The sequence below is a fragment of the Aquirufa sp. ROCK-SH2 genome (genome assembly GCF_054558315.1).
The window spans coordinates 137,650-159,666 of the sequence record NZ_JBPXKB010000004.1; the positions used below are offsets into that span (position 1 = coordinate 137,650).

The 22,017-nt window shown below is 35.7% G+C and carries 17 protein-coding genes; 5 read left to right on the forward strand and 12 right to left on the reverse strand.

Annotation, left to right across the window (positions count from 1 at the left end; translation table 11 throughout):
• The first annotated feature begins 2 nt into the window (after nucleotides 1–2).
• Nucleotides 3–2,927 (forward strand): FAD-binding and (Fe-S)-binding domain-containing protein, encoded by a 2,925-nt coding sequence (locus tag V7S79_RS10375; RefSeq protein WP_459490521.1) that lies wholly within the window; start codon nucleotides 3–5, stop codon nucleotides 2,925–2,927.
• Here V7S79_RS10375 and nagB read toward each other — a convergent pair.
• On the reverse strand, nucleotides 2,924–4,825 hold the full coding sequence (gene nagB, locus V7S79_RS10380) for a glucosamine-6-phosphate deaminase (RefSeq protein WP_459490522.1): 1,902 nt from the start codon (nucleotides 4,823–4,825) through the stop codon (nucleotides 2,924–2,926). The genes V7S79_RS10375 and nagB overlap by 4 nt on opposite strands.
• 5 nt (nucleotides 4,826–4,830) lie before the next feature.
• The gene (locus tag V7S79_RS10385; protein ID WP_459490523.1) at nucleotides 4,831–5,043 is read right to left on the reverse strand and encodes a helix-turn-helix transcriptional regulator; all 213 of its coding nucleotides are present in this window, start codon (nucleotides 5,041–5,043) and stop codon (nucleotides 4,831–4,833) included.
• Nucleotides 5,044–5,246: 203 nt separating this feature from the next.
• Here V7S79_RS10385 and V7S79_RS10390 point away from each other — a divergent pair, with 203 nt between their 5' ends.
• Complete coding sequence (locus V7S79_RS10390; RefSeq protein WP_459490524.1) at nucleotides 5,247–7,625, forward strand: TonB-dependent receptor; 2,379 nt, start codon at nucleotides 5,247–5,249, stop codon at nucleotides 7,623–7,625.
• 1 nt (nucleotide 7,626) lies between these two features.
• The gene (locus V7S79_RS10395) at nucleotides 7,627–8,547 is read left to right on the forward strand and encodes a DUF4249 domain-containing protein (protein ID WP_459490525.1); all 921 of its coding nucleotides are present in this window, start codon (nucleotides 7,627–7,629) and stop codon (nucleotides 8,545–8,547) included.
• Nucleotides 8,548–8,640: 93 nt separating this feature from the next.
• Here the strand turns inward: V7S79_RS10395 and porT are convergent, their stop codons facing one another.
• The 6 genes from porT to V7S79_RS10425 form a co-directional block, all read right to left on the reverse strand.
• Nucleotides 8,641–9,375: a type IX secretion/gliding motility protein PorT/SprT gene (porT, locus tag V7S79_RS10400; protein ID WP_459490526.1), complete on the reverse strand. Its 735-nt coding sequence runs from the start codon at nucleotides 9,373–9,375 to the stop codon at nucleotides 8,641–8,643.
• Between the two features lie 7 nt (nucleotides 9,376–9,382).
• Nucleotides 9,383–10,102 (reverse strand): bifunctional demethylmenaquinone methyltransferase/2-methoxy-6-polyprenyl-1,4-benzoquinol methylase UbiE, encoded by a 720-nt coding sequence (ubiE, locus tag V7S79_RS10405; protein ID WP_459490527.1) that lies wholly within the window; start codon nucleotides 10,100–10,102, stop codon nucleotides 9,383–9,385.
• A gap of 74 nt (nucleotides 10,103–10,176) precedes the next feature.
• A complete protein-coding gene (locus tag V7S79_RS10410) occupies nucleotides 10,177–11,103 on the reverse strand; it encodes an AEC family transporter (protein ID WP_459490528.1) in 927 nt (308 codons plus the stop codon).
• Complete coding sequence (gene bioA / locus V7S79_RS10415; protein WP_459490529.1) at nucleotides 11,100–12,398, reverse strand: adenosylmethionine--8-amino-7-oxononanoate transaminase; 1,299 nt, start codon at nucleotides 12,396–12,398, stop codon at nucleotides 11,100–11,102. The genes V7S79_RS10410 and bioA overlap by 4 nt, the downstream gene beginning before the upstream one ends.
• Entirely contained in the window at nucleotides 12,376–12,993 is a 618-nt protein-coding gene (gene bioD / locus V7S79_RS10420; RefSeq protein ID WP_459490530.1) for a dethiobiotin synthase, read from the reverse strand. Before bioD ends, bioA begins: the two co-directional genes overlap by 23 nt.
• Nucleotides 12,986–14,128 (reverse strand): aminotransferase class I/II-fold pyridoxal phosphate-dependent enzyme, encoded by a 1,143-nt coding sequence (locus tag V7S79_RS10425; protein WP_459490531.1) that lies wholly within the window; start codon nucleotides 14,126–14,128, stop codon nucleotides 12,986–12,988. The genes bioD and V7S79_RS10425 overlap by 8 nt, the downstream gene beginning before the upstream one ends.
• Nucleotides 14,129–14,512: 384 nt before the next feature.
• On the opposite strand from V7S79_RS10425, the gene rho reads away from it, so the two are divergent.
• Nucleotides 14,513–16,009, forward strand: coding sequence for a transcription termination factor Rho (gene rho, locus V7S79_RS10430; protein WP_459490532.1), 1,497 nt, complete (start codon nucleotides 14,513–14,515; stop codon nucleotides 16,007–16,009).
• A gap of 101 nt (nucleotides 16,010–16,110) precedes the next feature.
• Here the strand turns inward: rho and frr are convergent, their stop codons facing one another.
• From frr to V7S79_RS10445, 3 genes are all read right to left on the reverse strand, one after another.
• Nucleotides 16,111–16,671 carry a ribosome recycling factor gene (gene frr / locus V7S79_RS10435; protein ID WP_459490533.1) on the reverse strand — a complete coding sequence of 187 codons (561 nt, stop codon included), beginning with the start codon at nucleotides 16,669–16,671 and terminating at the stop codon, nucleotides 16,111–16,113.
• A 15-nt stretch (nucleotides 16,672–16,686) separates the two neighbouring features.
• The gene (gene pyrH, locus V7S79_RS10440) at nucleotides 16,687–17,397 is read right to left on the reverse strand and encodes a UMP kinase (RefSeq protein WP_459490534.1); all 711 of its coding nucleotides are present in this window, start codon (nucleotides 17,395–17,397) and stop codon (nucleotides 16,687–16,689) included.
• A 118-nt stretch (nucleotides 17,398–17,515) separates the two neighbouring features.
• On the reverse strand, nucleotides 17,516–18,193 hold the full coding sequence (locus V7S79_RS10445) for a fatty acid desaturase (RefSeq protein ID WP_459490535.1): 678 nt from the start codon (nucleotides 18,191–18,193) through the stop codon (nucleotides 17,516–17,518).
• Between the two features lie 75 nt (nucleotides 18,194–18,268).
• Between V7S79_RS10445 and V7S79_RS10450 the strand changes: the two genes are divergently transcribed.
• Nucleotides 18,269–20,026 (forward strand): family 43 glycosylhydrolase, encoded by a 1,758-nt coding sequence (locus V7S79_RS10450; RefSeq protein WP_459490536.1) that lies wholly within the window; start codon nucleotides 18,269–18,271, stop codon nucleotides 20,024–20,026.
• Nucleotides 20,027–20,365: 339 nt separating this feature from the next.
• Here the strand turns inward: V7S79_RS10450 and nadB are convergent, their stop codons facing one another.
• Nucleotides 20,366–21,958, reverse strand: a complete 1,593-nt coding sequence (gene nadB, locus V7S79_RS10455) for an L-aspartate oxidase (RefSeq protein ID WP_459490537.1) — start codon at nucleotides 21,956–21,958, stop codon at nucleotides 20,366–20,368.
• Between the last annotated feature and the right edge of the window lie 59 nt (nucleotides 21,959–22,017).

The following is a 22,017-nucleotide window of genomic DNA, read 5'->3' on the forward strand; positions in this document are numbered from 1 at the left end:
GCATGTCTGCTACTGTTATATCTTCTCAAGTTCTTTCACAATTAGCTGAAAATATTCAAGGTACTTTGCATACGGATCAAGTAATGCGTACGCTTTATGCAACCGATGCTTCTGCGTATCGTGAAATGCCCTTGGCTGTTGTGATTCCCGAAACAGTAGAGGATATACAAAAAATCATTGTTTTTGCCGATCAGCATCAGCTTCCTTTGATTCCAAGAACAGCAGGAACTTCTTTGGCGGGTCAGGTAGTGGGAGCGGGTTTGGTGGTAGACGTTTCCAAATATTTTAATCGCATTCTTGAAGTCAATAAAGAAGAATCTTATGCTTGGGTTGAGCCAGGAGTGGTGAGAGATGTATTGAATGTTGAATTGAAAAAACAGGGTCTGTTTTTTGGTCCAGAAACATCTACGGCAAATCGAGCGATGATAGGAGGGATGTTGGGGAATAATTCATGTGGTTCCAATTCAGTGGTTTATGGTTCTACCCGTGATCATGTTTTAGAAGTTGAGGGTTTTTTATCCGATGGTACATTTGTTACTTTCGGTGCTGAAAATCCATTTGAAACAGTTAAGAAATTAAAAGTAGGTTCTCGTTTGCACCAAATTTATCGTCAAACTTTGGATGCTTTATCGGATTTAGAAGTTCAAGAAAATATTGTTAAGGAATTTCCTAAGCCAAGTATTCATCGTAGAAATACGGGATATGCATTGGATATGCTTTTGAATACCAAAGCTTTTGGGAAAAATGATGCCCATTTTAATTTTTGTTCTTTATTATCAGGATCTGAGGGCACTTTGTTTTTTGTTACACGCATAAAATTACATGTTGATCCTATTCCTCCTGCACATATTGGCTTGGTTTGTGCTCATTTTAATACCATTGATGAAGCTCTTCGTGCGAATTTAATTGCTTTGCAATTTAATCCTTCTGCTTCTGAATTAATGGATCATTATATTTTAGAATGTACCAAAGCAAATCCGGAGCAAAGGCAAAATCGCTTTTTTGTGGAAGGAGATCCTGGTGCTATATTGGTAGTGGAATTGCGTTCAGATGATCCTGAAGAATTGATTCAGCGGGCTAAAGCGGTTGAAAAGGCAATGTTAGCGGCTGATTTGGGATATCATTTCCCTTATGTGGAAGGAGCTAATGTGAAGAAAGTGTGGGATTTGCGTAAAGCTGGTTTAGGTTTGTTGTCGAACTTGCCTGGAGATGAAAAGGCAGTGGCAGTGATTGAAGATACAGCGGTGGATGTGAATGATTTACCTGCGTTTATTGCCGAATTCAATGAAATTTTATCTGAAAATAATTTGTATTGTGTGCATTATGCGCATGCTGGTTCAGGAGAATTACATTTGAGACCTATCATTAATTTGAAAACTAAAGAGGGGCATCAACTTTTCAGAACCATCGCTGAAGAAATTGCCCGTTTGGTGAAGAAATACAATGGTTCATTATCTGGCGAACATGGAGATGGTCGCTTGCGTGGTGAGTTCATTCCTTGGATGGTTGGAGAGAAGAATTATCAATTGATGCGAGAGTTAAAATCTTGGTGGGATCCGAAAGGAATATTTAATCCCAATAAAATTGTGGATACCCCTCCAATGGATACTTTTTTGCGTTATGAGGCAGGTCAACAAACACCAGAATTTAAGACCGCATTTCGTTTTCATGATCAAGATGTTTTGCAACATGCAGAACAATGCAATGGTTCAGGAGATTGTCGTAAAACCCCCATTTCCGGAGGGACGATGTGTCCTTCTTTTATGGCAACTCGCAATGAAAAAGAAACTACCAGAGCTAGAGCCAATATTTTAAGGGAATTTTTGACTCGTTCTACTCAACCCAATCGCTTTGCACATGATGAAATAAAGGAAGTGATGGATTTGTGTTTAGCATGTAAGGGTTGCAAGTCGGAATGTCCGTCCAATGTGGATGTAGCGAAATTGAAAATGGAGTTTTTGTACCAATATCAAAAAGAAAAGGGTTTGCCTTTGCGTAGCTGGTTGGTAGGTAATTTTGCCAAAATTTCTAGTATTACGTCCAAAATTCCATTTTTGTATAATGTGGTGATGGGGACAACTTTCTTACGTAAAATGGCCAATCAATTGGTCGGTTTTCACCCTGAAAGGACGATGCCTTTGATGGCCAAACAAAGTTTGCAATCTTGGATTAAACAACGTAAAACAATTCAATCCGATAAATCCATTTATCTATTTGTGGATGAATTTACCAATTACAATGATGTAGAAGTTGGTCAAAAGGCCATTCTATTATTGGAAGCATTGGGCTATTCAATTCGAACAATATCTCATCCTATCTCAGGAAGAGCTTATTTATCTAAAGGAATGTTGGATGAAGCCAAGGCTATTGCTCAAAGAAATGTGGAATTGTGGTCCTCTATTGTTAGTGCTGAAATTCCTTTGGTCGGTATCGAGCCTTCTGCCTTATTAACATTTAGAGATGAATATCCAGATTTGGTTTCTGACGAATGGGTAGAACGTGCTAAGAATCTTGCTAGCAATGTGTTTTTATTGGAAGAGTTTATTGCGAAAGAGTTAGATGCGAAACGTATTCAATCATCTGCTTTTACAACAGAAAAGAAATTGTTGAAGTTGCATGGGCATTGTCAACAAAAATCAATGAGTTCTTTGGTATTTGCAAAAAAGGCATTGACTTTGCCTGCTAATTATGAAGTACAATTAATTCCTTCTGGATGTTGTGGAATGGCTGGTTCTTTTGGTTACGAAAAAGAACATTATGATTTGTCGATGCAGATTGGTGAATTGGTTTTATTTCCTACAATTAGGGCTCAAAGTGCTGAGGTAGAAATTGTGGCATCAGGCACAAGTTGCCGTCATCAAATTCACGACGGTACGCAACGTAAAGCGAAGCATACCGCCGAGATTTTATTTGAAGCATTAGTCTAAAAACGCCATCTTACAAAGGCTTCCATGGCTTCGTATTCTGCCAAGCCTAAATCGTTATAGATTTGGGCTGTTCCTCTGTTTCGTTCTTCAGCTCTTTGCCAGAATTCTCTAGAGTCATCGCCTTGGAATACAACCCCATCTTTTTGAGATTGATGTTTGAAAATACCCATTCTTTTTCTGAAAACTTGGTCTGGCGACATAGGAACTGCCATTTCAATTTGATCAATATCCCATTCTGCCCAAGCACCTTTGTAAAGCCATACCCAACAGTTTTTCATGTATTCTCTGTGTTTCAAACGGGTGATTGCTTCAAAAATGGCGTCTAAACAAACTTTATGTGTTCCATGTGGGTCAGCAAGATCTCCTGCTGCATAAATTTGGTGCGGCTGGATTTCTTCGATTAAATCCATGATAATTTGTACATCCACTTCCCCAATCGGTTTTTTACGAATGGTGCCAGTTTCATAAAAAGGCATTTCCAAGAAATGTGCATTTTCTTTTTTGATTCCCACAAAACGGCAAGTGTTTTTTGCTTCTCCTTTTCGGATGATTCCTTTTATTTCTCTAACAGCAGGAATATCGATTTCAGAGTCTTTTTTGTTTTTTAGGAACTTTACAGCTTCTTTGTAGATTTTATTTGCCTTTGGATTTGGGCTGTCAAATTTTTCGTTGAAATCAATGACAAATTCAGCAAAGCGTAAAGCTTCGTCGTCTGCAACAGCAATATTTCCCGTGGTTTGGTAGGCTACGTGAACGTCATGGCCTTGATCATGAAGACGTTGGAAAGTTCCTCCCATGGAAATAATGTCATCATCTGGGTGTGGACTAAAAATAATGACTTTTTTCTTCGCAGGAAATGCTCTTTCTGGGCGATGTGTGTCATCGGCATTGGGTTTACCACCTGGCCAACCTGTAATGGTATGTTGCAAATAATTGAAAACCTCAATATTGATATCGTAGGCTTGTCCATACAAGGCTAATAAATCAGATAATCCATTTTCATTGTAATCTTTGTTTGTTAGCTTAAGAACAGGCTTGTTTATGGTTAAGGAAAGGTGTGTTACGGCTTTTTTAATCATAGTTCTATCCCAATTAACTGAGTCAACCAACCAAGGAGTTTTGATTCTGGTTAATAGCGCAGCAGCTGTTTCATCCAAGATGAAACTTGCGTTGGAATGCTGTTGAAGATAAGAAGCTGGGATTTCAGAAGTTACAGGGCCTTCAACCGCTTTGGCAACGCTTTCTGCTTTATGTTCTCCCCATGCTAAAAGAACGATTCTTTTGGCTTGCATTACTTTTTCTATACCTGTTGTAATGGCCTTTTTGGGTACTTTGGCTAGTCCACCAAAATCGAAAGATGCATCAATTTTCGTACTAATATCCAAAGTCATTAATCGTGTTTTTGAATTAATGAGTGAACCAGGTTCATTAAAGCCGATGTGTCCATTTCTTCCAATTCCTAATAATTGAAAATCTAGGCCACCTAGTTTGTCCATTTTATCTTCGTAGTCTTTACAGAACTCAGGAACTTTCTCAATTGGCAAGGTTCCATCTGGAATATGGTAATTTGTTACCGGTATGTCAACTTGATCGAAAAGTTGCTCTTTCATGAAACGCACATAGCTTTGTATTGCATCGGGCTCCATCGGGTAGTATTCGTCCAAGTTGAAGGTGATAACATTCTTGAAGCTAAGTCCTTCTTCCTTGTGCATTCTGATCAGTTCTTGATACACTTTTTTAGGAGACGAGCCTGTGGCTAAGCCAAGAACCGCTGGTTTGTTTTCTTTTGCTCTGTTGCGAATTAAATTAGCAATTTCTTGTGCAACTGCTTTTGATGCTTTTTCTGAATCGGCGTAGATGATTGCAGGGATACGTTCAAAACTAATGGCTTGTTCCATAATAATTATTGGTTGTTTTTAGGGGATACAACAATGAAATCTAGTTCTAAGATTTCAAATATTCTAAGGATGGTTTTAATTGCAGGGTTTCCTTTTCCAAGTTCAATGGAGTGAATGGTTTTGATAGCCACACCACTTTTTTCGCTGAGGTCTTCTTGTTTGAGGTTGAGAGAATTTCTTTTTTCTCGAATTATTTTGCCAAATATTTTTAAATCCATTGGTTATATATGCATATTTTGCTTTCACAAATGTAAAGGAAAATATTAAAATAAAATATTATCGGTAATATATTGCTTTTTATTTAAAATAATTATCAATATTTTGATTTTTATGTTTTTTATTTTTCAGTGAATTACCATTCATCAATAAATTGAACAATTTTTCGTTTAATCAGTTTAGATTTGTAATTCATTCACATTTTATGAAAATAACGAAGACTATTCTTACCCTTTTACTAACCATTATATCCATTTCTCTATTAGCTCAAAAATCTACTTTGAGCGGTTATATCAAAGACAAGAGTAATGGTGAGGGCATTATTGCAGCTAACATATATGTTAAAGAACTTAAAACAGGTACATCTTCCAATACTTATGGCTTTTACAGTATAACATTGGCTCCGGGCACTTATACATTGGTTTTTTCATCTACTTCTTATAAGAAAGTGGAAAAAGTCATTCAGTTTTCAGGTGAAGCTAAAGAATTGAATTTGGAATTGGAGTCGGAAATTTCTGAATTAGCTGAAGTGAAGGTGACTGCAAAAGCATTTGATGAAAATGTTAAAAGTATCGAAATGTCTGTTAACAAAATAGATATTAAAACCATTCGAAAAATTCCTGCCTTGCTAGGTGAAGTTGATTTAGTTCGTGCTATCCAGCTTCTACCTGGTGTGTCCACGGTTGGCGAGGGGGCTTCCGGGTTTAATGTGCGAGGCGGAGGTGTGGATCAAAATTTAGTCCTTTTGGATGATGCACCTGTGTACAATTCTTCCCATTTATTTGGTTTCTTCTCCGTTTTCAATCCAGATGCGGTAAAAGACGTAAAATTATACAAAGGTGGTATTCCTTCTTTGTATGGTGGCCGAGTTTCTTCCATTTTGGATGTAAAGATGAAGGAAGGAAATGCGAAAAAATTGGAGGTGAATGGTGGTATTGGAGTGATTTTTTCTCGATTATCTTTAGAAGCCCCAATTGTTAAGGATAAAGCATCTTTCATTTTGGCAGCGCGTAGATCTTACATCGATATTTTAGCCAAACCCTTTTTGACTGGGAGCAATGCCAATGCTCAATTTAATTTCTACGATTTAACGGCAAAAGTGAATTATACGATTAATACCAAAAATACGGTGTTTTTGTCTGGGTATTTTGGACGGGATGTTTTTGGAACAGGTTTTGGATTTAATTGGGGTAATTCAACGCTATCGGCAAGATGGAACCATGTTTTTTCCAATAAATTGTTTTTAAATGCGACGACCTTTTATAGTAATTATGATTATTTGTTGGATTCTGATTTAGAAAATAAAAAACCCAATGATAATTTTCGTTGGACTTCCAATATCGTTAATTTAAGTTTCAAGCCAGATTTTACTTATTACATACGACCAGATAATACATTGACATTTGGAGGTCAAATCATTTCGTATGAATTTAAACCTGGTCAAGCAGTTGCTTCTTCAGGTGGGGAGAAAAGGGAATTTGGTCAAGCTAATAAAAAGGGAATTGAAACATCTTTGTATATAGGCCATGAATGGAAATTGACACCTAAAATTGGTTTGCAATATGGTATTCGATATTCCAATTATGATTATAAAAGTTTGAATGGAGAGTATTATGAGCGAATCAGTATAACACCCTCCATCGAAAATCCGTCAGGGTATTTTTTGAAAACAATCAATGTAGATCCTTCAACTACTGTGGCATCTTATGGAAACTGGGAGCCAAGATTCGCTGTTAATCTAAATTTAACAGAAAGTTCATCTATCAAAGCTAGCTACAATCGTTTGTCTCAATATGTACATTTGATGTCAAATACGGCAGCTTCGACTCCTTTAGATGTTTGGACATCATCAACCAACAATATCAAGCCTCAAATATCAGATCAAGTAGCCTTAGGTTATTTCAAAAATTTTGGCCCAGATCTAAACAATTACGAGGCATCCGTTGAAGTCTATTACAAGGATATGCAAAATCAAATAGATTACGCCGATCGAGCTAATTTGTTTTTGAATCCATATTTTGAAAAAGATTTATTATTTGGCAAAGGTAGAGCGTATGGAATTGAATGGTTTTTGAAAAAGAATACAGGGAAATTAACCGGCTGGCTATCTTATACTTTAGCGAGGACAGAACGAAAGATTGAAGGGCTAAATAGTAATGATTGGTATGCAAATCGATATGATAGAACCCATACTCTAAATATAATCGGTCAGTATCAAGTTTCTTCTAAATGGTCATTCGGTGTCAATTTTGCTTATGTTACGGGTGTTCCTTATTCAATTCCTGTTCAAAAATATAGTTACGAAGGAATTGCTTACCCACTAACTTTGGAAGGCACAAGAGGAAATATTCGTGTTCCTGATTATCATAGAATGGATGTTTCAGCTACTAAAAAGAACAAAAAAGGATTGTTTAAAAAAGGTAGCTCCGAGTGGGTTTTTTCAGTGTATAATTTATATAATCGTAAAAATCCTTTTTCAATTTATACACGTCCAAGTGATGGCAATGCTTTAAAAACAGAGGCTGTTCAACTTTCGATTATTGGTTCATTTGTTCCTGCAGTTACTTATAATTTCTCTTTTTAATATGCGATATTTAACCGTCTATATCATTGGATTTATTTCTTTCTTCCTGTTGACTTCTTGTGAAGAAATTGTGACATTGGATTCCCCTAATTTTGACAATTATTTTGTTGTTCAATCTACTTTAACGGATCAAAAAGGGCCTCAGCAAATTTTCCTGTCTAAATCTCAAAATTATTTTGATAATACTGCCCCAGTCGTTATTTCTGGTGCCAATGTTGAAGTGACAGATAATGTAGGGAATAAATATCGATTTACAGAAAATCCAAGCAATAAAGGTAATTATGTTTGGACCCCATCCTCTGAATCCGAGGTTTTTGGTAAGGTAGGTAGAACCTATCAATTGTCAGTTAAATGGTCTGGCGAGTCATATTCGGCCACTTCAAAAATGTATCGCGTTCCACCTGTCGATTCTATTCTATATCAATATACCGATGCATCAGGAAGACAATCAGGAACAGATAAACCTAAAAAGGGTTATGATGCACAATTTTTCGCAAGAGATCCCATTGGAGTGGGAGATTGCTATCGCGTAAAATTTTACAAAAATGGAGTGCTTTTTAATGGAACAAATAATTTGACACTTTTGTACGATTCTAATTTTCAAAAAGGTTCTCAAGCAGATGGATTGTTATTTATTCTTCCAGTTCGAAGAGCTATTTCTCCTGAATTATATTTGGAAAATGATAAGATAAAGGTGGAGTTATATTCTATCTCTGAAGATCAATTTAATTTTTGGTCGCAAGCACGATTAGAACTTAATAATGCTGGACTTTTTTCTAGACCCGCTGCCAACATACCAACTAATATCGTTAATGCAAATCCAAGCTCTAAAATGCAAGGAGCAGGTTGGTTCGGTGTTTCAGCTGTAACTACTTTAGAAACCGTGGTGGATCCGAAAAAAGCGAGAACGAATTTGAAATAGGTAATAGGTAAGAGGTAATAGGTAAGAGGTAAGAGGTAAGAGGTAATATAGGTAAAAGGTAATAGGTTTTCTCTTTTCTCTCTTCTCTCTTCTTTATTCAAAATTCAGAATCAAACTCACCGTATGTGTATTGAGGTGAGTGATCTCATTTAGGCGTTTTGCGACAGGATCAGATGTTGACGGGGCCTGATAAATATTGAAAATCCCATGTGAGAATCTAATCTCTGGTGCAAATTTGAAAAATTGAAAAAATTGCTCAAAACCAAATCCGTATTCTAGGGCCAAATCTGATTTTTTTGCATAAATCGTGTGGTTGTAATCACTAGATAAACTCGAAAAGTCTTTGTCTCTTGTGTTGGCCTCTATTCCAAATTTTGCTCCTGCCAACACGAAAAAGCGGTGATTCTTTCGTCTTATCGATCGAAATTTGATGGAAACAGGAATTTCTAACCAAGTGGACTCACGCAGATAATTTAAATTGTCTGTTTGTAATCCTGATTTGATAGGAATATTGGTGCTTAAATAATAATCCAAATGCCGTTCAAACAAGGCTACGTTGATTCCTGTTTTTAATTCAATATGTCTGTTAAATGCATAGTTTGCTACTCCACCTATTTGAAATCCAAAATGCTTAGGTGATAAAATGACATCTGATCCGCTATTTAAAGCGACATAATTATAGCTTGAACCAGCTAATCCAAATAGAAAGCCAAAATGTAAGGGTCTTGCATCATAATATTCATGATAGACACGTTTATATTTACTTTTTTGAGCAAATACTGAGCTTACAGAAAATATTAGTAGTAAAAGGAGGGTGATTTTTTTCAAAGCAATACTATTTTCTACCTAAATATATGGAACAAATGCCACCTGTCATCGGAATCCATTGTGTTTGGGTATATCCAACTTTCTGATAAATTTCTAAAAATGCTTTTCCATCTGGAAATGCTTGAACTGATTCAGGTAAATAAGTGTAAGCTGCAGAATCTTTTGAAATCATTTTTCCCAAAAATGGTAATATGTATTTAGAGTAAAAGGCATATAATTGCTTCATGGGAAAGTTCTTTGGATTCGAAAATTCAAGAATCAAGCAATATCCTCCTGGTTTTAACACTCTTAACATATCTGTCAGTCCTTTTTCAAGATTTTCATAATTTCTTACTCCAAAACTAACGGTAATTGCGTCAAAACTATTGTCTTCAAAAGGAAGATTTTCTGAGTCGCCAACTTGTAAACTGATTTTATCCTCTAAGCCAAGTTTCTTGATTTTTTCTTTGCCAAATGATAACATGCCTTCAGAAATATCAACGCCAACTATTTTCTCAGGTTTAATTTTTAAGGTTTCTATGGCAAAATCACCTGTACCAGTTGCAATATCCAATACCGATTTAATGCCTTTATTTTGTAATAATTGGATAGCCTTTTTTCGCCAGATAATATCAATTCCACCACTTAATAAATGATTTAAGAAATCATATTTGGGCGAGATTGAATCGAACATGTCAGCAACTTGTTCTTTTTTGCCTTTCGACTGGTCTTTGTAAGGGACTACCATAGATTATTGTTTTTCTATCTAAACAAACGATAGAAGGTGAATTTTGTTTGCAAAATTACCAAATTAATTTGGTATTAGGTGGCCATCTGAAAGGCATTTACCAAAATCCACATGAGCGCAAAGCTGATTAACATGGAAAAATTGACCAATGCCGCTGCAATACTTGTGTTGAACTCTAATTCATCTGAATAGGTAATCAAAGTCATTCCAGCAGGTAGAATGATACATATTAACAACATATTTCTGTAATGAATATCGAATGGTACTGTATAGAAAAGTGCAAATCCCACCAATAAACCCAATAGATACCTAAAGCCCAAAACTTTGAATACCTTGAAATAGATGGATTTAGGTAATCTAACACTGAAATAAATTCCCATTAATAATAATACCAAAGGTTTATTGCCTTTCGCTACGACACCGATGATTTCAGATAAAAATTCTGGAACGGGGATGTTTAATAAATTAATTCCTAAGCCAATTAACATGGCTTGAAAGGGTGGGAGTGAAAATACTTTTTTGAAAATATGCTTGTAAATGTTTCCTTTTTTCGGGTGGCTCGACAAATAATTTCCAACACCATAAGTTACAATGAAATTGATGAAGGAATTACCTAAATCAAACATCGCTGCATAAAGTAAACCTTTCCAACCCCAAATTCCTTCAATCAATGGAAAAGCAAATAAACCTAAATTATATCCTGCGCAACCCATGGTTAATATGCCTCGATCTTCTGGATTCTCCTCATTTTTAAACAATTGAAAACCCAAAAGAGAACAAATACTTCCAAATACAATGCAAATAAATGGCATCCACAATAATTCTGCACTTATCTCAACTTTGATCATTGTGGTGAAGACCAATGCTGGAAAGGTGGAATACATCAATAACCTAGAGATCGATTTAGCATCACTTAAACGGATAAATCCCCAAGACTTTAGTAAATAACCTAAGCTGATGACCGCTAAAGCAGAACCGAAAACGAAGTTGGGTGAATTCATTGACCTTTGATTGTTTGTACAAAATTTTCAATTGTTTGGTAAATAAAATCAAGTTCTTGATTTTTTATGCAATAAGGAGCTAATATATACAAAGTATTGCCCAATGGGCGCATCAAAATACCATTTTCAATGAAATATTGATAGGCTATGTCTCTAATGGAATGGGTATAACTTTTACTTTCTCCAGTTTCAATTTCAAAGGCAATAATGGTACCTAATTGTCTGCAATTTTTGATAACACTATGATTTTTGAGCTTTGCTCCCCAATCTTTGTGAGATTGCTGTACTCTTTCAATGTTTTTCCAAATACTTTCTTCCTCCATCAAATCCATACTTGCATTGGCAGCAGCACAAGCTAAAGGGTTTGCGGTGAAAGAATGCGAATGAAACAATGTTTTTTTGCGGTCATTGGATAAAAATGCCATGTATAAATTTTCTGAACAGCAGGTTGCGCCCAAAGCCATCATACCCCCAGTTAATCCTTTTGAAAAGCAAGCGATATCAGGTTTTTGATCCAAATAATCCATGGCAAACCATTTACCTGTTCTTCCAAAACCCGTCATGATTTCATCTGCAATACATAAAACATTGTTTTCTTGTGCAATCTGAATTAATTCATTTAATGTTTCGGCGCTATACATATTCATGCCTCCTGCACCTTGAATCAAGGGTTCAAAAATAAAAGCAGCATATTCATCTGCCTGTTGCATTTTGTTTTTTAATTCATCGATACAAATTTTCGATTCAATAGGATTTGGCAAAAATTCCACTTCAAATAACATATCTTGAAAAGGAGCATTGAATAGGCTAGGGGCCCCTAAACTCATTGCACCAAATGTATCGCCATGATAAGCACCTTCGAATGCGAGTATTTTTCTTTTGAAAGTTTGTCCTAAGTTGTGAAAATATTGCAAAGCCATTTTGACAGCAACCTCTACAGCAGTGCTTCCATTATCAGAAAAGAATACTTTTTCAAAATTGCTGGGAAGGTGAGATAATAATCGTTCTGCCAATTGAACGGCAGGCTCATGGGTAAAACCTGCAAAAATGACCTGTTCTAATTTTAGTGCTTGTTGGTAGATTTTTTCTGCCAAATAGGGATGTGCGTGCCCATGAATATTCACCCACCAAGATGAAATTGCATCTATATATACTTTCCCGTTTTCATCAAATAATTCCACTCCTTTTCCAGATACAATCGGTATGCTAGTGGGTTCTATTTGGTGTTGTGTAAAGGGATGCCAAATTATTTTAGCATCTCTTTCAGAAAGACTAAAGTTGGAATTGTTTGGCATATTTTTCGATGATTTCTTCGTTGATAAAGGGCTCTTGCTGAATTCTTAATAGCACGGGTAATTGAGTATAATTTTCAATAAATGTTTCTCCAGAAGGATTTGCGGGTCCATTAAAAATTATTCCTTTGATGGGTATTTGCTTGGCTTTTAATTGTTCAAAAGTTAACAAGGTGTGATTGATACTTCCCAAATAGTTTTTAGAAACGAGCACAACTGGCAAACCTAATTTTTTCAATAAATCTAAATTCGTGTGTTTGGAATTGAGTGGAACCATGATGCCCCCTGCTAATTCAACAATCAGCGGATCTTCAGATTGTGGAAGATGGAATTTTTCTAAATCAATTTCTACGCCGTCTATTTCAGCCGCAGTATGTGGGGATAAGGGTTGAGTTAATTCGTAAGTACTTGGAAAAATGTGTAAATTTTCTTCATTTACCCATTTTTTGACTTGAAAAGAATCACCATCTTCTATATTTCCTGATTGAATTGGTTTCCAATAATGAGCTTTTAATGCCTTCGTTAAAATAGCAGAAACGACTGTTTTACCAATTTCTGTACCAATTCCAGCAATGACCAATTGATTTTCTCTATTCATTATTTTCCAATATTTCTATCAAATTTAGCATATCCTTTTTTTGGGATAATGCACTCAATGTAATTCTAATTCTTTCTTTTCCTTTTGCTACTGTAGGATAGACAATTGGTTTGATTGCAAAACCCATTTCTTGAGCAATTTTAGCTTTGTTTCTAACTTCTAGATTTCCCTTTACAAAAAAAGTTTGAATGGCAGATTGGCTTTCGCCCCAATCGGGACTTGTTTTATTATTTCTAAAAAATGAAATATTGTCAAATAATTGTTTTCTAGCTACATCCAAACTTTTTAAATGTTTTAATGTAGTGCTTAAACTATTGATATGTAATGGATTAGGAGCTGTGGAATAAATGAAGGTTCTAGCAAAATTGATTAAAAATTCTTTTAAAATTTGAGACCCTAGAACAACAGCTCCAGCATTTCCCCAAGCCTTACCAAAGGTCACAATTCGAGCAAATATTTCATGTTGAATTCCTAATTCAACACATTTCCCTTCACCTTGAGGTCCGTATATTCCACCTGAATGAGCTTCGTCAACAATGATTTCTGCATTGTATTTACTTTTTAAAGAAATGAGTTCGTGCAAAGGAGCTTCATCGCCATCCATCGAGTAAATAGATTCCACAATAATCCACTTGGGTGTTTCCATCGGATATTGCTCCAATAGGTGTTGCAAGTCTGCTAAATTATTGTGTTTGAAAATTCGTTTTTCAATTTTGTTCAGTTTTAATCCATCAATTAAACTAGCATGAATTAATTTATCACAAAAAATAACGTCGCCCTCTTGAGGAATACATGAAATGATACCCAAATTTGCATCGAATCCAGAGCCGAATAGCAATGCGGCTTCTGCTTGATGAAATTCAGCACACTCTTTTTCAAACTGTTCAATTAAATGGGAATTCCCAGAAATTAAGCGAGATCCTGTGGCTCCGTTGATGGGTAAATTTTGATTGGAATTCTGAAAAGTTTCGAAATCGTGGCTAATTAATTGACTTAGATCTTTATCACGAGCCAAACCTAAATAATCATTGGAGCAAAAATCGATTTTATCTTCAATGATTTGCAAAGTCCTAAGCAAGCCAGCCTCCCGTCGGATTTTTAGAATATCAGCTAATTTTTCTTTGGAACTTTTCATTGTGAATACAAAAATAGTATTTTAGGTAAAAGGTAAGAGGTAATAGGTAAAAGTTTTTTGACTTAGCTCTAATCTTACCTATTACTTATTACCTCTTACCTCTTACCTCTTACCTCTTACCTCTTACCTCTTACCTTTTACCTCTTACCTATTACCTATTACCTCTTACTTCATAATTTCTTTTTCAAAAATTACTTGACAATCTAAAGTTTCTAATGTACTATTGCATTACGTTTCAAACTCGCAAACGTTTCAATCAAGATTACAGTTTCCAAAAAGTCTTATTTAGGTTGTTTTATCGCATAATTTCTTAATTTTTAAGAATTCCCTAGACCAAGGAAAACGCTAATTTTTTCAATTTTTGATTCATCATTTCCCCATTTTATGGAAGATAAACCGATTCGGAGAGTAAAAAAAGTACAAGAAGATACACCCTCAGTAGAAAGACCTAAACGTCAAAGAATAAAAAGAAATTCAGAAGATGAATTATCACAACCTAAATCGGAATTGGAGGTTAACACACCTGCGATTTCAGAAAACGTTGCTGATGAAATTGTTGTAAATAATCCTATCGAAGAAGAACCCATCGAATACGATGCCATTGTTCCTCCAGATGATTTCATCGTAGATACTTCCTTTATTACGGGAGAGGATCACTCCAATCAGGCCGTTGATGTTAGTAAATTACCAAAGGATGATGTTGTAAGTGCTCCACCAGCAAATAGTTTCAAACGCAATAATTACAATCACATCATCAAAGAATTGGATGGTTTAATTGAAAATGATGGTGTTTTAGAAATTATGCAAGATGGTGGATATGGTTTCATGCGTTCGTCAGATTATAATTACTTAGCATCTCCAGATGATATTTATGTATCTCCGTCTCAGATCAAAATGTTTGGTTTGAAAACAGGTGATACCATTAAAGGAACGATACGTCCGCCAAAAGAAGGTGAAAAGTATTTTGCCTTACTGAAAATTGAATCAGTGAATGGTAAAACAACAGATGAAATTCGTGATCGTATTAATTTTGAGTATTTGACTCCTTTGTTTCCAGAGGAGAAATTGAATTTGTCTACCAATGCGGATAATTATTCAACACGTATCCTAGATTTGTTTGCACCAATTGGTAAAGGACAACGTGGAATGATTGTGGCTCAACCGAAGACAGGTAAAACGGTTTTGTTGAAAGACATTGCCAACGCAATTTCTCGTAATCATCCAGAGGTTTATTTGATTATTTTATTGATCGATGAAAGACCGGAAGAGGTGACAGACATGCAAAGAAGTGTTCGTGCAGAGGTGATTTCATCTACTTTTGATGAGCAAGCTGAACGTCACGTGAAAGTGGCAAGTATTGTGTTGGAAAAGGCAAAAAGAATGGTAGAATGCGGGCATGATGTGGTAATCTTATTGGATTCAATCACACGTTTAGCTAGAGCCTATAATACAGTTGTTCCATCATCAGGTAAGATTTTATCAGGTGGTGTGGATGCCAATGCTTTACATAAGCCAAAACGTTTCTTTGGAGCAGCTAGAAATGTAGAAAATGGGGGATCATTGACGATCATTGCTACAGCCTTGATTGAAACAGGTTCTAAAATGGATGAGGTAATCTTTGAGGAATTCAAAGGAACAGGTAATATGGAGCTTCAATTGGATCGTAAATTGGCCAACAGAAGAATTTACCCATCGATCGATGTGACTGCTTCGGGTACAAGAAGAGAAGACTTATTGATGGATCCTGCTGTGTTACAACGTGTTTGGATATTGCGTAAGCACATGTCAGATATGAACTCGGTAGAAGCAATGGAATTCTTGCAACAGCAAATGAAAGGTACTCGTAGTAATGAGGAGTTTTTGGTTTCGATGAACCGATAGTTGAGGTAAAAGGTAAGAGGTAAAAGGTAATAGTTTTAATTTACTATACCTTTTACCTCTTATTACTTCTTTTACCTTTTACCTTTTACCTCTTACCTAAATTAAACGGACATAATATCCTTTTCCTTATCAGTAAATATTTGATCGATTTTTTGGATAAATGCATCTGTTATTTTTTGGATTTTCTCCTCACTCATTTTAATAGCGTCTTCAGAAACACCTTCTCCTTTTAATTTTTTGATGTTGTTATTGGCATCTTGACGAGCATTTCGGATATTGATTTTTGCCGTTTCAATTTCTTGCTTGACGCGTTTAACCAAATCCCTTCTTCTTTCTTCTGTCAAAGGTGGAATGTTCAAACGAATCATATCTCCATCGTTCATTGGATTTAAGCCAAGACTAGAATTACGAATAGCTTTTTCAATTTCTCCAAAAATTCCTTTTTCAAAAGGCTTGATCGCAATGGTTCTTGCATCTGGGGTAGTAATGGATGCCGCTCCTGTAATGGGAGTCATCATTCCATAGTAATCTATCATTAATCCATCTAACATACTTGTGCTTGCTTTGCCCGCTCTGATTTTAGACAATTCAATGTTCAAGTGTTTGATCGCACCATCCATGGTCTCTTGACCCGCCTCTATGTAAAATTCTAATTCTTCCATTTTTTAAAATTTCAATTAACTAATTAATGTACCTACGTCTTCTCCAGCAACAACAGCTGCTAAATTTCCAATTTTGTTCATATCGAATACAATAATCGGTACTTTATTTTCTTGGCATAAGGTAAATGCCGTTGTATCCATGATTTTTAAGCCTTTTTGAATAGCTTCACTAAAACTTAAATGGGTGTATTTTGTGGCATTAGGGTCTTTTTCTGGGTCGGCAGTATAAACACCATCCACTCGTGTCCCTTTTAAAACAACGTCCGCTTCAATTTCAATAGCTCTTAGAGAGGCCGTAGAATCTGTTGTGAAATATGGATTACCTGTGCCTGCACCAAAAATGACAATCCTGCCTTTTTCCAAATGGCGCATGGCTCTTCTTCTAATAAATGGCTCACATACGGATTCCATTTTCAGGGCAGTCATCATTCTAGTGTACAAACCATGTTTTTCCAAAGATGCTTGTACCGCCATTCCGTTGATAACGGTTGCTAACATACCCATATAATCACCCTGAACTCGATCTATGCCTGCTTTTGCAGCTGCAGCTCCCCTGAAAATATTTCCACCACCAATTACAATGGCTACTTCCACGCCTAAATCATGTATTTTTTTAATCTCAGCAGCATATTGATCTAATATGTAAGGGTCTATCACTTCAGATTGTGTTGATAATGATTCTCCTGATAATTTTAGAAGTATACGCTTATATTTTGGTTCTTTCATTGGGAGTGTAATGTATACGGATTTGTTGCTGCAAATTTAGAAAAAATATTTGTGTATTTGTTATGTACCAAAGGGGAAGTTTGACCTGTATTTGTCAATTTTTGGCTGCACGGATGGCCTAATCTTTTTTACTTGAGGCTAATTTCCACCATGGTAAATAGGGAAATGCATGATGTTCATAATGGTAACCAAAAAAATAACAAGAAATAAATGCCCATAAATCATTTTTTTTCTGACTTCTGGATTGATGTATATTATCCATAGAATGTGCTCCTCTGTGTGGTAAATAGGTACCAAAGTAGAAAAGTTGCAAAGTGCTCAATATAGCAGGTAACTCCCAAAATAGAATCAAATTTTCCATTGGAAACCAGATTTTTAAGACATTATAGGCGATGGCCATCGCTAATATTTGGGACCAATGAACATATTGCAGGATGAATTTGAACCACCATAGAAAGAAATTGCCTTGATGTACATCAGGGTCCTTTTCTGTATTTACATGCGCATGATGCAAGTGATGTTTTCTACTTAAAAGGCTGTAATTATTAAAAGCAAAAAGAACGGTGCAAATTCGACCAATGATTCGATTGATGGTAGGGTATTGTGTTGAAACAACTCCGTGAATTGAATCATGAGAACTAATGAAAAGTCCTGTATATAAATGTGTTTGAATTAAAATTGCTAAATAAATCCATGGATTTTTAAAATCGATTTCTTGATTTATCCAAAATGCCAAATGAAAAAACCAACTCGTAATAATGAGCAAAGCAATAAAAATTCCTAGATTTTTAGTCATGAATTGCATCTGAGTCAATTTAAAAAATTCGATTTATTTATTATTTTTGGCAATCTTTTACTTAACCTCAAAAATATGAAATTTGTTCTATTAAGTTCAATTACATGCTTCATTTGTTTCGTTCTTTCTTCCCAATCATTAAAAGCCCAAGAAACTTATTGTAATCCAATGAACTTGGATTATGGATTTACTCCTATTCCAAATTTTTCTGAGCAAGGGAGGCATCGGGCTACTGCTGATCCTGTAATTTCTTATTTCAAGGATAAATATTATTTGTTTTCAACGAATCAATGGGGATATTGGTGGAGTGATAATATGGCAAAATGGAATTTTGTGCCAAGACGATTTTTACAACCCTATCATAAAGTGTATGATGAATTATGTGCACCAGCAACTGTAACATTGGGTGATAGTTTGTTGGTGATTGGTTCCACTTATGCCAAAGATTTTACCCTTTGGTACAGTCAAAGTCCACAAAAAGATACTTGGAAAGAAGCAGTCCACGCTTTTACAGCGGGAGCTTGGGATCCTGCCTTTTTTTTAGATGATGATAATCGTTTGTATTTATACCATGGGTCAAGTAATTTTTATCCAATGTATGGACAAGAAATTGATCGAAAAACTTTACAGCCTATTGGTGAACGAAAGGATTTGATCCATTTAGACGATGAAATTCATGGCTGGGAGAGATTTGGCGAATATCAAGACAATACATTTTTGAAGCCATTTATGGAGGGCGCTTGGATGAATAAATACAAAGGGAAATATTATTTGCAATACGGGGCACCAGGAACTGAATTTTCGGCTTATGGGGATGGAGTTTATACTTCAGATAAACCCATGGGGCCTTTTACTTATCAAGCACATAATCCATTTTCTTTTAAACCCGGTGGTTTTACCAGAGGGGCAGGGCATGGCGCCACTTTTGAAGGTAGATTCGGAAATTATTGGCATGTTTCTACCATTACGATTGCCGTGAAAAATAGTTTTGAAAGAAGATTAGGTCTTTGGCCAACTACTTTCGACAAAGATGGTATTTTATATACAGAAACGGCCTATGGCGATTATCCATATTATTTACCTACCAAGAAATTTGAAAAACCACGCGATTTATTCACTGGTTGGATGCTACTGAATTATAACAAACCCGTCGCAGTATCTTCAAGCATGAAAGCTTATTCTCCTAATTTTGCCGTCGACGAACAATTGAAAACCTATTGGTCAGCCCAAAGTAATAAAAAAGGCGAATGGATTATGTCGGATTTAGGGGAAGTTTCTACTATCAATGCAATCCAATTAAATTATGCTGATCAAGATGTAGATTCTAGTTTTCTGGGTAAAATGAATGGAATCTACCATCAATACCAAGTTTTGGCATCGAAAGATGGTAAAAAGTGGGATTTGATCATTGATAAATCGAAAAATAAAACGGATGTTCCACATGATTATGTAGAACTTGCCAAACCGGTTGAAGCACGTTTTGTAAAGATGATTAATATTCACATGGCTGCCGGTAAATTTGCTATCAGTGGATTACGTGTTTTCGGAAAAGGCCATGGTGAAAAACCTGGAATCATCAAAAATTTGGCTGTTTTAAGGGGAGAACATGATTCTCGAAGTGCTTGGTTAAAATGGGGAGTAGATCCAAAAGCAACCGGATATGTTATTTATGCTGGGATAGCACCAGACAAATTATATACCTCTGTTCAGGTTTTTGGAACCAATGAATATTATTTTAAATCAATGGACAAAGGGCGTACCTATTATTTTCAAATAGAAGCTTTCAATGAAAATGGAATTGGTGAGAGGGGTAAGGTGATTGAAGTGAAATAATTTAAGAAGAGAGAAGAGAGACGAGAGAAGAGAGAAATAGGGGAGGTGGTTCTCGAAACCAAAATTCAATAAAAAGGTGGAAACAATTTGTAACCACCTTTTTTAGTAAATAAACCACTTGTTTGCAATTCGAATCGAGATTTCGAAAAGGCAATGCAAATTACTAGGTATATTAAATCTTAGAAATAATTAACTGATAATTGGATTAAATTATCAATTAGTTGGATATGATATGTGGATTAGCGGGATACATTATACTATCTTTTTAATATGACACGGTTTAAAGGATAGTGTCAAATCTACATCATACATCATACATCATACATCATACGTCATACATCAAAACATCGGTTTCTGAATCAAATCCAAATTATAATGTAAACCCTTGTTTTCTTTTCTAGCCCTGGCGTGTTTGATAATTAAATAGGCTACATTAATCATGTTACGAAGTTCACACAATGGGACAGTGATTTTCGATTGACGATACAATTCTTCGTGTTCTAAATAAATTAGTTCCAAGCGATCATAGGCTCTTTTCAGACGTCTGTCCGTGCGAACAATTCCCACATAATTACTCATGATGGATTCTAATTCACGGGTCATTTCAGTCACTAAAACCATTTCTTCTGGATGCCTAGTGCCATCATCATTCCAATTAGGTATCGTTGTAGGTAAAATTTGCGTTCCAAAATCTTCCAAAGATTTTAAAAAGGCCCGATGAGCAAAAACAATGGCCTCCAGCAAAGAATTAGAAGCTAAACGATTGGCACCATGTAAACCTGTGAACGAGCATTCACCAGCGGCGTATAAATTTTCAATATTACTTTGCCCAAATTCGTTGACAATAATTCCCCCACATAAATAATGTTGAGCAGGAACTACGGGAATCATTTCCTCTGACATATCTAATCCCAAATTTTTCAAACAATGATTATAAATCATAGGGAAATGTTCTAAAATTTCCTGCTTGGGAATATGCCGAGTGTCTAAATACACATGGTCAGTGCCATTTTTCTTCATTTCTGAATCGATAGCCCGAGCAACAATATCACGAGGTGCCAAAGAAAGTCGGGCGTCATACTTTTCCATAAAAGTTTCCCCATTTACGTTCTTCAAAATTCCTCCATGCCCCCGCACAGCCTCAGATATTAAAAATGAAGGTTTTTTCCCAGGATGATACAAGGCTGTCGGATGAAATTGAATAAATTCCATTCCTTCTACAAATGCTTTCGCCCGATAGGCCATCGCGATTCCATCACCTGTTGCGATGGTCGGATTGGTTGTGGACTGATATACTTGTCCAATTCCACCCGTAGCTAATAAGGTTGTTTTTGCTAAAAAAGTTTCTACTTTTTGACTTTTCTCATTCAAAACGTACACTCCAAAACATTTTTTATTGGGAGTGTCTTTGGTAACTTTTTCACCTAAATGATGTTGGGTAATCAAATCAACCGCAAAATAATGCGTAAAAAAATCAACAGAAGGATATGATTTGATTTTTGCTAAAAGGGCACGTTCAATTTCATTTCCAGTCGAATCTTTGTAATGTAAAATTCGTTTATCCGAATGCCCTCCTTCTTTCACTAAATCAAAACTCCCATCTATTTTTTTATCAAAATCGGTTCCATATTCAATCAATTCCTTTAAGCGATCGGGAGCCTCTTTTACCACAATTTCCACAATTTCTCGATTACTCAAGAAATCTCCAGCTACCATGGTGTCATCGATGTGTTTTTCAAAAGAATCTGCTGAATCCCAAACAGCTGCAATACCACCTTGTGCATATTTGGTATTTGTTTCTTCAGCAATTGTTTTAGTAATAATAGCAATTTTCACATCTTGATTTCGTTTTTCAAAATGATCGGCCAATTTTGCAGCATAAGATAAGCCTGCTATTCCAGAACCAATTACTAAAAAATCATATGTAGGCATAAGCATAAAAATTCAACAAAAGTAACCAAAAAGGTCAATTTAATGGAATTATTAATATT

Excerpts from the sequence above, each read along its gene's own strand:
- V7S79_RS10445 (WP_459490535.1), bottom strand. The coding sequence starts at position 18,193 with ATGACTAAAAATCTAGGAATTTTTATTGCTTTGCTCATTATTACGAGT.
- pyrH (WP_459490534.1), bottom strand. The coding sequence starts at position 17,397 with ATGAAAGAACCAAAATATAAGCGTATACTTCTAAAATTATCAGGAGAA.
- rho (WP_459490532.1), top strand. The coding sequence starts at position 14,513 with ATGGAAGATAAACCGATTCGGAGAGTAAAAAAAGTACAAGAAGATACA.
- V7S79_RS10385 (WP_459490523.1), bottom strand. The coding sequence starts at position 5,043 with ATGGATTTAAAAATATTTGGCAAAATAATTCGAGAAAAAAGAAATTCT.
- nadB (WP_459490537.1), bottom strand. The coding sequence starts at position 21,958 with ATGCCTACATATGATTTTTTAGTAATTGGTTCTGGAATAGCAGGCTTA.
- nagB (WP_459490522.1), bottom strand. The coding sequence starts at position 4,825 with ATGGAACAAGCCATTAGTTTTGAACGTATCCCTGCAATCATCTACGCC.
- V7S79_RS10375 (WP_459490521.1), top strand. The coding sequence starts at position 3 with ATGTCTGCTACTGTTATATCTTCTCAAGTTCTTTCACAATTAGCTGAA.
- V7S79_RS10390 (WP_459490524.1), top strand. The coding sequence starts at position 5,247 with ATGAAAATAACGAAGACTATTCTTACCCTTTTACTAACCATTATATCC.
- V7S79_RS10450 (WP_459490536.1), top strand. The coding sequence starts at position 18,269 with ATGAAATTTGTTCTATTAAGTTCAATTACATGCTTCATTTGTTTCGTT.
- V7S79_RS10395 (WP_459490525.1), top strand. The coding sequence starts at position 7,627 with ATGCGATATTTAACCGTCTATATCATTGGATTTATTTCTTTCTTCCTG.
- V7S79_RS10425 (WP_459490531.1), bottom strand. The coding sequence starts at position 14,128 with ATGAAAAGTTCCAAAGAAAAATTAGCTGATATTCTAAAAATCCGACGG.
- bioD (WP_459490530.1), bottom strand. The coding sequence starts at position 12,993 with ATGAATAGAGAAAATCAATTGGTCATTGCTGGAATTGGTACAGAAATT.
- frr (WP_459490533.1), bottom strand. The coding sequence starts at position 16,671 with ATGGAAGAATTAGAATTTTACATAGAGGCGGGTCAAGAGACCATGGAT.
- ubiE (WP_459490527.1), bottom strand. The coding sequence starts at position 10,102 with ATGGTAGTCCCTTACAAAGACCAGTCGAAAGGCAAAAAAGAACAAGTT.
- V7S79_RS10410 (WP_459490528.1), bottom strand. The coding sequence starts at position 11,103 with ATGAATTCACCCAACTTCGTTTTCGGTTCTGCTTTAGCGGTCATCAGC.
- bioA (WP_459490529.1), bottom strand. The coding sequence starts at position 12,398 with ATGCCAAACAATTCCAACTTTAGTCTTTCTGAAAGAGATGCTAAAATA.